This window comes from Streptomyces sp. NBC_00075 (genome assembly GCF_045041225.1).
Classification (GTDB): Bacteria; Actinomycetota; Actinomycetes; order Streptomycetales; family Streptomycetaceae; genus Streptomyces; species Streptomyces adonidis.
On sequence record NZ_CP108243.1, the window covers coordinates 7,241,418 to 7,254,403 of the forward strand.

11 protein-coding genes are annotated in these 12,986 nt (G+C 69.2%); 8 read left to right on the forward strand and 3 right to left on the reverse strand.

The features are described from left to right. Nucleotides 1–169: 169 nt before the first annotated feature. The 5 genes from OG787_RS31755 (at nt 170) to OG787_RS31775 (ending at nt 4,200) form a co-directional block, all read left to right on the forward strand. Complete coding sequence (locus OG787_RS31755) at nt 170–1,381, forward strand: ATP-binding protein (RefSeq protein WP_369036111.1); 1,212 nt, start codon at nt 170–172, stop codon at nt 1,379–1,381. Beyond that, nucleotides 1,378–1,779, forward strand: a complete 402-nt coding sequence (locus OG787_RS31760; RefSeq protein ID WP_105973205.1) for a roadblock/LC7 domain-containing protein — start codon at nt 1,378–1,380, stop codon at nt 1,777–1,779. Before OG787_RS31755 ends, OG787_RS31760 begins: the two co-directional genes overlap by 4 nt. Further along, nucleotides 1,776–2,156, forward strand: coding sequence for a DUF742 domain-containing protein (locus OG787_RS31765; RefSeq protein ID WP_235478569.1), 381 nt, complete (start codon nt 1,776–1,778; stop codon nt 2,154–2,156). Before OG787_RS31760 ends, OG787_RS31765 begins: the two co-directional genes overlap by 4 nt. Further along, entirely contained in the window at nt 2,131–2,724 is a 594-nt protein-coding gene (locus OG787_RS31770; protein ID WP_405537391.1) for a GTP-binding protein, read from the forward strand. The genes OG787_RS31765 and OG787_RS31770 overlap by 26 nt, the downstream gene beginning before the upstream one ends. 156 nt (nt 2,725–2,880) lie before the next feature. After that, the gene (locus OG787_RS31775) at nt 2,881–4,200 is read left to right on the forward strand and encodes a cytochrome P450 (RefSeq protein ID WP_369036126.1); all 1,320 of its coding nucleotides are present in this window, start codon (nt 2,881–2,883) and stop codon (nt 4,198–4,200) included. A gap of 125 nt (nt 4,201–4,325) precedes the next feature. On the opposite strand, the gene OG787_RS31780 is transcribed toward OG787_RS31775, so the two are convergent. Beyond that, nucleotides 4,326–4,958 carry a TetR/AcrR family transcriptional regulator gene (locus tag OG787_RS31780; RefSeq protein ID WP_369036113.1) on the reverse strand — a complete coding sequence of 211 codons (633 nt, stop codon included), beginning with the start codon at nt 4,956–4,958 and terminating at the stop codon, nt 4,326–4,328. A gap of 95 nt (nt 4,959–5,053) precedes the next feature. Here OG787_RS31780 and OG787_RS31785 point away from each other — a divergent pair, with 95 nt between their 5' ends. Next, complete coding sequence (locus OG787_RS31785; RefSeq protein ID WP_405537392.1) at nt 5,054–6,085, forward strand: medium chain dehydrogenase/reductase family protein; 1,032 nt, start codon at nt 5,054–5,056, stop codon at nt 6,083–6,085. Here the strand turns inward: OG787_RS31785 and OG787_RS31790 are convergent. Beyond that, entirely contained in the window at nt 6,075–6,629 is a 555-nt protein-coding gene (locus OG787_RS31790; protein ID WP_405537393.1) for a PadR family transcriptional regulator, read from the reverse strand. The two genes, OG787_RS31785 and OG787_RS31790, sit on opposite strands and share 11 nt — an antisense overlap. 10 nt (nt 6,630–6,639) lie before the next feature. Next, nucleotides 6,640–8,658, reverse strand: coding sequence for an FAD-dependent oxidoreductase (locus OG787_RS31795; RefSeq protein WP_405537394.1), 2,019 nt, complete (start codon nt 8,656–8,658; stop codon nt 6,640–6,642). A 271-nt stretch (nt 8,659–8,929) separates the two neighbouring features. Between OG787_RS31795 and OG787_RS31800 the strand changes: the two genes are divergently transcribed. Continuing rightward, nucleotides 8,930–9,514 carry a TetR/AcrR family transcriptional regulator gene (locus tag OG787_RS31800; RefSeq protein WP_405537395.1) on the forward strand — a complete coding sequence of 195 codons (585 nt, stop codon included), beginning with the start codon at nt 8,930–8,932 and terminating at the stop codon, nt 9,512–9,514. Between the two features lie 143 nt (nt 9,515–9,657). After that, nucleotides 9,658–12,885, forward strand: a complete 3,228-nt coding sequence (icmF, locus tag OG787_RS31805) for a fused isobutyryl-CoA mutase/GTPase IcmF (protein ID WP_405540649.1) — start codon at nt 9,658–9,660, stop codon at nt 12,883–12,885. The last annotated feature ends 101 nt before the right edge of the window (nt 12,886–12,986 follow it).

Consider the following 12,986-nt stretch of genomic DNA (forward strand, 5'->3'; position numbering starts at 1 on the left):
TAGGCTGAGGCGTGCCGCGCGCACGGGGGACAGTCTCTAAGGGCCCCATCGCGAAGGAGTGGCTGAGTTGGTCCGCCGGTAAGGTTCGCCACCGGGCTGGGCCCGTGTTCCAGGCCGGACCCAACGGACTGCAACTGCTCCTGTCGCAAGGCGACTTGAAGAGAGTCTCATGACGTCATTGATCCAGGATCCACTGCTGTGGATCTTGCTCGTGGTCCTGGTCGCTGCGGTCGTCGCAGTGATGCGGGCCCGCAGAACCAACATGGCCCTCCGCAGGAAGAGCAACGACCTGCAGAGCGCCCGCGAAGCCGCGCAGAGCGACCGCGACCGCCTCTATGCGGAATACACCCAGCTGAACGCGCAGCACGCGGGCGACCTCGCCGCGGTGCGCAAGGATGCGGAGGAAGACACCAAGGCCGTCCTGAAGTCCGCGATGCGGACGCTCCAGGTCCTCGCCGACGAACAGCAGCTCATCATCGAGAAGTCGCAGCGCCGCTACGGCGACGACGAACAGGTCCTCGGCGACCTGATGATGATCGACCACACCAACAGCCAGTTCGGCCGCCGTGCCCAGGGCATCGCGGTGCTCTGCGGCGGCTGGCTCGGCCGGCGCGAGTCCACCGCCTCCGTGTACGACGTGGCCCGCAGTGCCCAGGGCCGCATCAAGCACTTCGACCGCGTCACCATCAACACCCAGGTGAACGTCTCGGTGGCCAGCCGGGCCGTCGAGCCCGTCGCGGTCGTCCTCGCCGAACTGCTCGCCAACGCCACCAACTACAGCGCGCCCGGCACCCGCGTCGACATCAACATCCAGGCCGTACCCACCGGGGTCTGCCTGATCGTCGACGACGCCGGCCTCGGGATGAACACCGAGGAGAAGGCGCGGGCCACCGTCCTGCTCTCCCCGCAGGCGCCGGTCGACATCACGAGCCTCGGCGACCCGCCGAAGTTCGGCTTCGCCGTGTCCGGGATGCTCGCCACCAGGTACGGCTTCAAGGTCTCGGTCGATTCGGTGTCCCCCTACGGCGGCGTACGGGCGGTGATTCTCTTGCCTGAGAACCTGTTGACGACGGACGTTCCCGAGCCCGAGGGCGGTGCCGCGAAGGCCGAACCCCAGGCGCCCGAGGCTCCTTCGGCCGCCCCGCAGCGGCTGACCCCGGTGGCCACGCCCGGCGGACCGCCGCGTCCGATCGGGACGACGGCCGGTGGCCTGCCCAAGCGACGGCGGCGCGGCAGCCCGGTCGCGGTGGTGCCCTCGCCGCCGGAGCCGGCCGAGCCGGAGTTCAACACAGAGGTGACGGCCTCACGTATCGGTGCGTTCCAGCGCGGAACGCTGCTTGGGCGGGATACGACCACCATGGAAGGACCACAGGACCAGTGAATCCCGATCTGTCGTGGGTGCTGAACGATGTGCTGCAAGTCCGCGGCGCCCGTCACGCGATCCTCGTATCGGCCGACGGCCTCCTGCTGGAGCGGTCCAGTGACATCGAGCGCGACGAGGCGGAGACCAACGCCGCCGCGATGAGCTCGATGCAGTCCCTCAGCCGGGCCGTCGCCCCCTTCGTCGGCTCCGGACGCGGTCTGTGGAAGCAGACCCTGATCGAGTACGACGGCGGCTGGATCTTCCTGATCGCCGCGGGCAGCGGTGCCTACCTCGCCGTGTCGGCCGCGCTGGACGTCGACATGGAGGCCATGTCCTTCCGGATGCAGCAGCAGGTGGGCGCGCTCGGCAAGGCGATGACCACCCCGCCGCGTCAGAACGCCGGTGCGGACGCATGAACGCCCACGGCGAGGAAGCTCCGGTCACGGTCACCAGCGACTTCGTCCGCTCGTACGTCATCACGGGCGGGCGGCGGCTGCCGACCGCCGATGACCTGTCCCTGCACACCCTGGTCACGCTGGCCCCCGAACGGGAACTGCCGCTCGGCGCCAGCCCCGAGGTACGGGCCATCTGGGACCTGTGCGGCGGCGGCTACCTCTCCGTCGCGGAGGTCGCCGCACACCTGACGCTCCCGGTGGGCGTCGCCCGTCTCCTGCTGACCGATTTATTCGAACAGGGTCATCTCCTGCGCCGTGCCGCGCCCCCACGCGCCCAGTCCGTCGACAGAGGAATCATCGAAAAGGTGCTGCATGGACTCGAATCCCTCTACGGCTGAGACGATCTACGTCTCAGACGCGGTGACCACCACCGCGAAGATCCTTGTCGTAGGGCACTTCGCGGTGGGCAAGACCACGTACATCGGCTCGCTGTCGGAGATCACCCCGCTGCGCACCGAGGAGAAGATGACGCAGGCGTCCGCCCACGTGGACGACCTCAAGGGTGCGCCGGACAAGGTGACGACCACGGTCGCGCTGGACTTCGGGCGGCTCACGCTGAGCGAGGAACTGGTGCTGTACCTGTTCGGTACGCCCGGTCAGCAGCGCTTCATGCAGCTGTGGGAGGACATGGCCCGCGGCGCGCTCGGAGCCCTGCTCCTGGTCGACCCGTCCCGGCTGGCCGAAACGTTTCCGGTGATCGACCTGGTCGAGAAGTACGGCCTGGAGTACGCCATCGCCGTCAACACCTTCGACCGGGAGGGCGGGGAGTTCGACGAGGACGAGATCCGTGAGGCCCTCGACCTGCTGCCCGACACCCCGGTCGTCTACTGCGACGCCCGGGACCCGAAGTCGTCCGCGAGAGCGCTGATCGCCCTCGTGCAGCACCTGCTCGCCCGCGCGGCCTGAGCCCCGGTCCCCCATCCGTCCGGCCCCTTCCCGCACAGGGGGTCCGGACGATCTCCTCACCCCCGTCCCCCGCCCCCGAGGCGCGGGGAACCCAAAGGAACCTCCATGGACATACAGCACGCGGGTGCCACGCCGAGCGCTCCCGCCAGATGCCCCATGCACGGCGCCGACTTCGCCGCCGACCCGCAGGGCATCTACGACAAGTTGCGCGCCCACGGCCCGGCGGCACCCGTCGAGCTGGCACCGGGCGTGGACGCCACGCTCGTCGTCCAGCACGAGATGGCCCTCAGGGTGCTCCAGAACACCACCCTGTTCGCCCGTGACTCGCGCCGCTGGGCCGCCCTGAACGAGGGCCGCATCTCCCTGGACAGCCCCGTCCTGCCGATGATGGCGTACCGGCCCAACGTCCTGTTCACCGACGGCGCGGTGCACCTGCGGCTGCGCAAGGCCGTCACCGAGAGCCTCGCCAAGCTGAACATCAGCCGCATCCGGCGGGACGTCGAGCCCATCGCCGACTATCTGATCGACCAGTTCAGCGAGCGGGGCCGGGCCGACCTCCTCAACGACTACGCCAAGCTGATCCCGCTGCTGCTGTTCAACAAGATGTTCGGCTGCCCGGCCGACATCGGCGACCGCCTCAACACCGGTATGTCCGCCATGTTCGACGGCCAGGACGACGCCATCAAGGGCATCGAGATCGTCGCCACCTGCCTCCAGGAGCTGATCACGCTCAAGCGCCGCGAGCCCGGCGACGACGTGACCTCCTGGCTGATCCAGCACCCCGCGGGCCTCAACGACGAGGAACTCCGGGACCAGCTCATCGTGCTGATGGGCGCGGGTCTGGAACCCCAGCGCAACCTCATCGCCAGCTCCCTGCTCCTGCTGCTGTCCGACAACCCCTCGGAGCGCGGCAGCGGCATGCTGGTCGAGGAAGCCATCGACCATGTGCTGTGGAACAACCCGCCCATCGCCAACTACGCGACGCACTACCCGATGCAGGACGTCGACCTCGGCGGCGTACCGGTCGACGCGAACACGCCGGTCGTCATCAGCTTCGCCGCCGCCAACAGCGACCCGGCCCTCAACGAGGCCCGGCAGATGGCCAGCAAGGGCGCCCACCTGGCCTTCGGCGCGGGCCCGCACGCCTGCCCCGCCAAGGACCCGGCCCTGGTCATCGCGCTCACGGCGATCGAGAAGGTCCTCAACGCGCTGCCCGACCTGACCCTCGCGGTCCCGCAGGACAGCCTCATGTGGCGCCCCGGCCCCTTCCACCGCGCGCTCGCCACTCTGCCGGTGCGGTTCAGCCCGACGCCCGCCACCCGGATCGCGGCGGCCCTGCGCAACCAGGCCCCGATGCCCGCGGCGGCGGACCCGGTGCACCGTCCGGCCCCGCAGCCGGCGGCGGCCCCGGCGGCCCGTCAGGAACAGCGCAAGAAGGGATTCTGGAGCTCCTTCCTCGATGTGTTCCGGCTCTGAGGACCAACTGCCCACCCACTTAGGCCGATTGGGCCGGTCGATCTTGTCGGGCCGGCTTGCGCGAGCGCCCTGTGTCCGAGGTTCTGCCTCGGACACAGGGCGCTCTGCTGTTCTCCCGCCCGTCCTCAGGCGAGCAACTCGTCCACCTCGGCCGCGAACAGCAGGGCCGGGTCGAACTCCATCCCGGTGAAGTGGCCCGCGAGTTCCAGGGACAGGACGCCGTGCAGCCGGGTCCAGCAGACCAGGGCCCGGCGGAGGACCGCGGGCGGTGCGGGGTGGCCGGCCGCCCACTTCCGGTGGTCCTCGACATGGGCGTCGAACGGGGTCCCGGGGCCGGCGGGGGGCAGCGCGGCGCAGGCGTCGAGCAGGGTCGTCATGATCTCGGACGCGATCCCGGTGATGTCGTCGGGCGCGTGGTAGCCGGGCACGGGTGTGCCGTACACGAGGAAGTACCGATGGGGGTCGGCCAGGGCCCACTCGCGCAGGGCGTGGGCGAGCGCGGCCAGGTCGGGGCCGGGCTCGGCGGCCGTACGGAGGGCGTCGGCGAGGCTTCGGTACGCGTCCCTGATCAGCTCGGTGATCAGCTCGTCGCGCCCGGCGAAGTACCGGTAGAGCGCGGGTCCGCTCATGCCCATCTGCTTGGCGACGGCGTTGAGGGAGAGCGCGGACGCCCCCGCCGCGGCGATCTGCTCCCACGCCCGTTCCTTGATCTCCGTACGCACCTGGGCGCGGTAGCGCTCGCGCGGGGTCTCGGTCATGGTTAGAGGTTATCACTCAAGTTATTGACACTCACATCCATTGAGTTATAACTTCTAACCAACGCGATAACAGGAAACTGGTCATGGAGGCCGTCATGGGCACAGAAGAACTCGTCGAGGTCGTTCTGCCGGGCAAGGTGGAGCCGGAAGGGCTGGAGGTCCGGCACGGAGCCGTGCCCACCGCCGGTCCCGGGCAGGTCGTGATCCGGATGGAGGCGACCGGTGTCTCCTTCGCCGAACAGCAGATGCGCCGCGGCCGGTACTACGACCAGCCGGCGTTCCCCTTCGTGCCCGGTTACGACCTCGTCGGCACCGTCATCGCCACGGGCGAGGGCGTCCAGCCGGACCTGGCCGGTACCCGGGTGGCCGCACTGCTCAAGGTCGGCGGCTGGGCCAGTCATGTGCTCGTCGACGCGGCGGACGTGGTGCCGGTGCCCGACGGGGTCGGCGCGGCGGAGGCGGAGACGGTCGTGCTCAACGGCATCACCGCCTGGCAGATGCTGCACCGCAAGGCCCGCGTCCGCGCAGGGCAGACCGTCCTGGTGCACGGTGCCAACGGTGGCGTCGGCACGGTCCTGGTCCAACTCGCCCACGCGGCGGGCGTGAAGGTGATCGGTACGGCGTCCGTACGGCACCACGAAGCCCTGCGCGCCCGAGGTGTCGTCCCCGTCGACTACCGCAGCGGGGACGTCGCCGCCCGGGTCCGCGAACTCGCCCCCGGGGGAGTGGACGCCGTCTTCGACCACGTCGGCGGGCGCAGCGTGACCGACTCCTGGCGGCTCCTCGCACCCGGCGGCACGCTCGTCTCGTACGGCAGCGCCTCCACGCGGGACGCCGAGGGCTCCAAGCAGTGGCCGGTGCTCAAGCTGCTCGGCCGGGTGTGGGTGTGGAACGCGCTGCCCAACCGCCGCCGCGCCTACTTCTACAACGTCTGGGCCGGCCGCGCCCTGGCGAAGAACCGGTTCAGGACCCGGCTGCACGCCGACCTCACCCAGCTCTTCGCCGCCCTCCGCAGCGGTGACGTCACCGCCGAGGTCGCCGCCCGGCTGCCCCTCGTCCGCGCCGCCGAAGCGATGCGGCTCGCCGAGTCGGGGACCATCGCCGGGAAGGTCGTGCTCACTCCGTAGGGCGGTCGTCGGGCAGTTCCGCGAACTCCGTCAGGGCGTGCGTGAGCCACTGGGTCCAGAAGGTCTCCAGGTCGATGCCCGCGCGCAGGACCAGGTGCTGGAGCCGGTCCTGGGGGTCGGTCGTACCGGGTGGGAAGTCCCGCTTCTCGATCTCCTGATATTCCGTCAGTTGCCGCTGGTGCAGGGCGAGATGGCGGCGCAGGTCGGCCTCGATGCCCTCCGTGCCGACCACCGCCGAGGCCCGCAGGCGCAGCAGCAGGGTGTCGCGGTACGGCTTGGGGTCCTGGGCTGCGGCGGTCCAGCGGGCCAGTTCCTCGCGGCCCGCGGGCAGGACCTCGTAGCTCTTCTTCTGGCCGCGGGTCGGCTGCTCGGAGGGCAGGGCGCGGATGTGTCCCTCGGTCTCCAGTCGGCCCAGCTCGCGGTAGATCTGCTGATGCGTCGCCGACCAGAAATAGCCGATCGACCTGTCGAAGCGGCGGGTCAACTCCAGTCCCGAGGACGGCTTTTCGAGCAGGGCGGTGAGGATCGCGTGCGGGAGTGACATGTCAGGGCTCCTAGAGGGTCGCTGCCAGTTCGGTGCCCTGCTTGATGGCGCGTTTGGCGTCCAGTTCGGCGGCCACGTCGGCGCCGCCGATCAGGTGCGCGCTGTGTCCGGCGGCCAGCAGGTCGTCGTACAGGTCGCGGCGCGGGTCCTGGCCGGTGCACAGGACGACGGTGTCGACCGGGAGGACGGTGCTGGTGCCGTCGACGGTGAGGTGGAGTCCGGCGTCGTCGATACGGTCGTACTCGACGCCCGGGGTCATGGTGACACCCCGGTGCTTGAGTTCGGCGCGGTGGATCCAGCCGGTGGTCTTGCCGAGGCCCGCGCCGACCTTGGTGGCCTTGCGCTGGAGCAGGTGGACGGTGCGCGGCGGGGCGGTCCGCTCGGGGGCGGTGAGGCCGCCGGGGGTGCGGTGGTCCATGTCGACGCCCCAGGCGCGGAAGTACGCCGCCGGGTCCTCGTGCGTCTTGTCGCCGGTGTCGGTGAGGTACTCGGCGACGTCGAAGCCGATGCCGCCGGCGCCGAGGATCGCGACGCGGTCGCCGACGGGGGCGTTGTCACGCAGGACGTCCAGGTAGCCGACGACGCTGGGGTGGTCGACGCCGGGGATGTCGGGGGTGCGGGGGGTCACTCCGGTGGCCACCACTACCTCGTCGTAGGCCGCCGTCAAGTCGTCTGCGGTTGCTCGGGTGTTGAGGCGTACGTCCACGGCGTGGGCGGCCAGCTGGTGGCGGAAGTAGCGGATCGTCTCGTCGAACTCCTGCTTGCCGGGGACCTTGCGGGCGACGTTCAGCTGGCCGCCTATCTCGGGGGCGGCGTCGAAGAGGGTGACCTCGTGTCCGCGTTCGGCGGCGGAGACGGCGCAGGCGAGTCCGGCGGGTCCCGCACCGACCACCGCGACGCGTTTGCGCAGGCGGGTGGGGGAGAGGATCAGTTCCGTCTCGTGGCAGGCGCGTGGGTTGACCAGGCAGGACGTGATCTTTCCGCTGAAGGTGTGGTCCAGGCAGGCCTGGTTGCAGCCGATGCAGGTGTTGATCGCCTCGGGCGTCCCGGCGGCGGCCTTGTTCACGAAATCCGGGTCGGCGAGCATCGGGCGGGCCACGGAGATCATGTCCGCGCATCCTTCGGCGAGCAACTGCTCGGCGAGTTCCGGGGTGTTGATGCGGTTGGTGGTGACGAGGGGGATGCCGACCTCGCCCATGAGCTTCTTCGTCACCCAGGTGTACGCGCCGCGCGGCACCGAGGTGGCGATGGTGGGGATACGGGCCTCGTGCCAGCCGATGCCGGTGTTGATGATCGTGGCTCCGGCGGTCTCGACGGCCTTGGCGAGCGTGATCACTTCGGGCAGGGTCGAGCCGCCGGGGACCAGGTCCAGCATCGACAGGCGGTAGATCAGGATGAAGTCCTCGCCGACTGCTTCGCGTACCCGGCGGACGATCTCGACCGGGAAGCGCATGCGGTTCTCGTAGGAGCCGCCCCAGCGGTCGGTGCGGTGGTTGGTCTGGGTGGCGATGAACTCGTTGATGAGGTAGCCCTCGGAGCCCATGATCTCTACGCCGTCGTAGCCGGCCCGGCGGGCGAGGACGGCGGTGCGGGTGTAGTCGGCGATGGTCTGTTCGACCTCGGCGTCGGTGAGTTCGTGTGGGGGGAAGGGGCTGATCGGGGCCTGGAGGGGGCTGGGGGCCACGAGGTTCTGGTGGTAGGCGTAGCGGCCGAAGTGGAGGATCTGGAGGGCGATCTTTCCGCCCTCGCGGTGTACGGCGGTGGTGATGGTGCGGTGTTGTTCGGCTTCGGCGTCGGTGGTGAGTTTGGCTCCGCCTTCGTAGGGGCGGCCGGCGTCGTTGGGGGCTATGCCGCCGGTGACGATGAGGGCGGTGCCGCCTCTGGCTCGGGCGGCGTAGAACTCGGCCATGCGTTCGAAGCCGTGGTCGGTTTCTTCCAGGCCTGTGTGCATGGAGCCCATGAGGATGCGGTTGGGGAGGGTGGTGAAGCCGAGGTTCAGGGGGGTCAGGAGGTGGGGGTATGGGCTCATGGGGGCCTCCGGGGGTGGGGTTGGGTTTGTTCTTTTGTAGGGGACGTGGGGGTTGTTTTGCAACTAGTTGCATAATGGCGTGCGGCACATGGGGGTGGGTTTTTCGCCCCCGCCGCCCCTACCCGTTCCCATCCCTGGGGGCTGCGCCCCCAGACCCCCCTTTCGGCCTGAACGGCCTCGTCCTCAAACGCCGGACGGGCTGAAATGCTCGGGCCTGCCTCGTCCTCGAGCGCCGGACGGGCTGAAGTGCGGGCCAGCTATCTTGGGGGTCGTGGAAGTCAGGAACGGTGGGCCCCAGCGCTCTGATGCGCAGCGCAATCGTGAGCGGATTCTGGAGGTCGCTCTGGTTGAGCTGGCGGTCGATGCAGACGCCCCGCTGAGCGTGATCGCCAAGAAGGCGGGTGTCGGGCAGGGCACGTTCTACCGGAACTTTCCCAGCCGTGAGGCGCTTGTTCTGGAGGTTCATCGTCACGAGGTGCGGCAGCTCACCGACAGTGCGACCGAGTTGCTCGGCGTGCGGGAGCCCGTGGTGGCTCTGCGTGAGTGGATGGACGGTCTCGCTCGCTTCGCCATGGCCAAGGCGGGGCTGGCCGACGCGCTGCGGCAGGCCATCGGTGTGACCGGGGGGCCGGAGCGGCCGGGGTATTCGCTGGTCGTCGACGCGATCGAACTTCTGCTCGATGCGAATCATGCCGTCGGCGCCATTCGTCCTGGCGTGACCGCCGACGACTTCATCCTCGCCATCGCCGGGATCTGGCAGCTGGATCCGGACGGGGAGTGGGAGTCGCGGGCCGGTCGGCTGTTCGACCTTGTCATGGATGGCCTGAGGGCTGGGGCTGAGAGGTCCGCCGGGTAGGTGGGTTGTTCGGTGCGGGTCGGTGGGGGCTGGTCGCGCAGTTCCTCGCGCCCCTATCGGGGGCGCGTCGTCTCCCCATCACTTACTTGGACGTCCTAGTATCCTATTTACTAGGACGTCCAAGTAAATGGGAAGGCATGACTGTGAACGATCTCCACCGTCCCGTGCACCCCGTCCGGCTGGTCACCGCCTCGGCGCTGTTCGACGGGCATGACGCCTCGATCAACATCATGCGGCGGATCTTCCAGTCCCAGGGCGCCGAGGTGATCCACCTGGGGCACAACCGGTCGGTGCGGGAGGTCGTGGACGCGGCGCTCGAAGAGGACGCGCACGGTGTCGCTGTGTCGTCCTACCAGGGCGGGCATGTGGAGTACTTCGAGTACCTCGTCGAGTCGCTGCGGGGGCAGGGGGCCGAGCACATCCAGGTGGTGGGTGGCGGGGGCGGTGTCATCGTGCCCGACGAGATCGCCCGGCTGCGGCGGAGCGGTGTCACCATCTTCTCGCCCGAGGACGGGCAGCGGATGGGGCTCGCCGGGATGGTCAACTCGGTCGTCAAGGACTGCGATTTCGATCTCTGGGACAGCAAGGCTGTTGACGCCGCCGCCGTGCTCACCGGTGATCGGTTCGCCATCGCCCGCGCCATCACCGGCGCCGAACTGGGCAAGCTGCCCGCCGAGCTGCTGGAGCAGGTGCGTACCGCCGCTGCCGCGCGGGTCACGCCCGTGCTCGGTATCACCGGTACCGGTGGTTCCGGGAAGTCCTCGCTGACCGATGAGCTGGTACGGCGGTTCCGGGTCGACCAGCAGGACAAGCTGCGGATCGCCGTGATCGCCGTCGACCCCACCCGGCGCCGGGGCGGCGGGGCGCTGCTCGGCGACCGGATCCGGATGAACTCCCTGGACGGCAGTCGGGTCTTCTTCCGGAGTCTGGCCACGCGGGGGAGTCGTGAGCTGCCCGAGCATCTGTCCGATGTCATCGATGTGATCAAGGCCGCCGGGTTCGATCTCGTCATCGTGGAGACGCCCGGTATCGGCCAGGGCGACGCGGCGATCGTGCCGTACGTCGACACCTCGATGTATGTGATGACGCCGGAGTTCGGCGCCGCCTCGCAGCTGGAGAAGATCGACATGCTCGACTTCGCCGATGTCGTGGCTATCAATAAGTTCGAGCGGCGTGGGGCCAAGGACGCGATGCGTGACGTGGGGCGTCAGCTTGTGCGCAACCGCGAGGCGTTCGGGCAGAAGCCCGAGGACATGCCGGTGTTCGGTACCTCCGCCGCCACCTTCAACGACGACGGTGTCACCGCGCTCTACCAGTATCTGAAGGCCGATCTGGGTGAGCGGGGGCTGCCCCTGTCCGACGGTGCCCTGGCGCCCGTCGCCGTGCGGCACTCCTCCGGTATCCGGCGCGTCGTGCCCGCCGAGCGCGTGCGCTACCTCGCCGAGATCACCGAGGCGGTACGGGCCTATCACGCCCGGACCGAGACGCTCGCCGAGGCGGCCCGGCGCGTGCAGCGGCTGGATGCCGTCATGGGTGAGCTGGTCGAGGCCGGCGCCGACGGGGAGGGCGTCGGAGCGCTGCTCGCCGACGCCCGCCGGGCCCTTCCGCCCGAGATCGGGGACCAGATCCAGAACTGGCCCGCGGTCGTGGCGTCGTACTCAGGGGACGAGCAGGTGGTGAAGGTACGGGACCGGGAGATCCGTACACAGCTGAACCGGGAGTCCCTCTCCGGCAACAAGATCCCCCGGGTCGCGCTGCCCGCCTTCACCGATCACGGGGAGTTGGTGCGGTTCTGGCGGCGGGAGAACCTGCCCGGTCTCTTCCCGTTCACCGCCGGGGTGTTCCCCTTCAAGCGGGACGGCGAGGACCCGGCGCGGATGTTCGCCGGGGAGGGCGATCCGTTCCGTACGAACCGGCGCCTCAAGCTGCTGTCCGAGGGGCAGCCGGCCACCCGGCTGTCCACGGCGTTCGACTCCGTCACCCTCTACGGCCGTGACCCCGACGAACGCCCCGACATCTACGGCAAGGTCGGCACGTCCGGGGTCTCCGTGGCCACCCTCGACGACATGAAGGCGCTCTACGACGGGTTCGACCTCGTCGCTCCCACCACCTCCGTGTCCATGACGATCAACGGGCCCGCGCCGACCGTTCTCGCCTTCTTCCTCAACACCGTCATCGATCAGCAGGTCGAGAAGTTCCGCGCGGCCGAAGGACGCGATCCTTCGGGCGAGGAGGCCGCCGAGCTGCGGGCGTCCGCCCTCGCGAACGTGCGTGGGACCGTACAGGCCGACATTCTCAAGGAGGACCAGGGGCAGAACACCTGTCTCTTCTCCACCGAGTTCTCGCTGCGGATGATGGCCGACATCCAGGAGTGGTTCATCGAGCAGAAGGTCCGCAACTTCTACTCCGTGTCCATCTCCGGCTACCACATCGCCGAGGCCGGGGCGAACCCGATCAGCCAGCTCGCCTTCACCCTCGCCAACGGGTTCACGTACGTCGAGGCCTATCTGGCGCGGGGCATGCGCATCGACGACTTCGCGCCCAATCTCTCCTTCTTCTTCTCCAACGGGATGGACCCGGAGTACTCCGTGCTGGGGCGGGTGGCGCGGCGGATCTGGGCCGTCGCGATGAAGGAGCGGTACGGGGCCAACGAGCGCAGCCAGAAGCTGAAGTACCACGTCCAGACCTCGGGCCGTTCCCTGCACGCCCAGGAGATGGACTTCAACGACATCCGCACCACCCTCCAGGGGCTCATCGCCATCTACGACAACGCCAACTCCCTGCACACCAACGCCTACGACGAGGCCGTCACCACCCCGTCCGAGGAGTCCGTGCGGCGGGCGCTCGCCATCCAGCTGATCATCAACCGGGAGTGGGGGCTCGCCATGAACGAGAACCCGCTCCAGGGGTCGTTCATCATCGACCAGCTCACCGACCTGGTCGAGGAGGCCGTGCTCGCCGAGTTCGATCGCATCAACGAGCGGGGCGGTGTGCTGGGCGCGATGGAGACCGGGTACCAGCGCGGGCGCATCCAGGACGAGTCGATGCTGTACGAGCAGCGCAAGCACGACGGCTCGCTGCCGATCATCGGGGTCAACACCTTCCGTCGGCCCGGTGGCGAGGGGACGCCTCACGAGGTCGAGCTGGCCCGCGCCACGGAGACGGAGAAGGAGTCCCAGCTCACGCGCGTCCGTGACTTCCAGAACGCGCACGGTGCGGAGGCCGCGCAGGCGCTCGCCCGGCTGAAGGAGGCCGCGGTGGGCGGCGAGAACGCCTTCGAGGCGCTGATGGCCGCCGCCAGGGTGTGCACGCTGCGCCAGGTCACCGAGGCGTTCTTCGAGATCGGCGGGCAGTACCGGAGGAACGTCTGAGGAAGCTCCAGCATTCTTGACCGCTGCTTGGCGCTCCACGATGCTGTGTTGCGGCACATGAGATGTGTGCCGCAATGAGCAACATCCAGGTTGTACCAGCC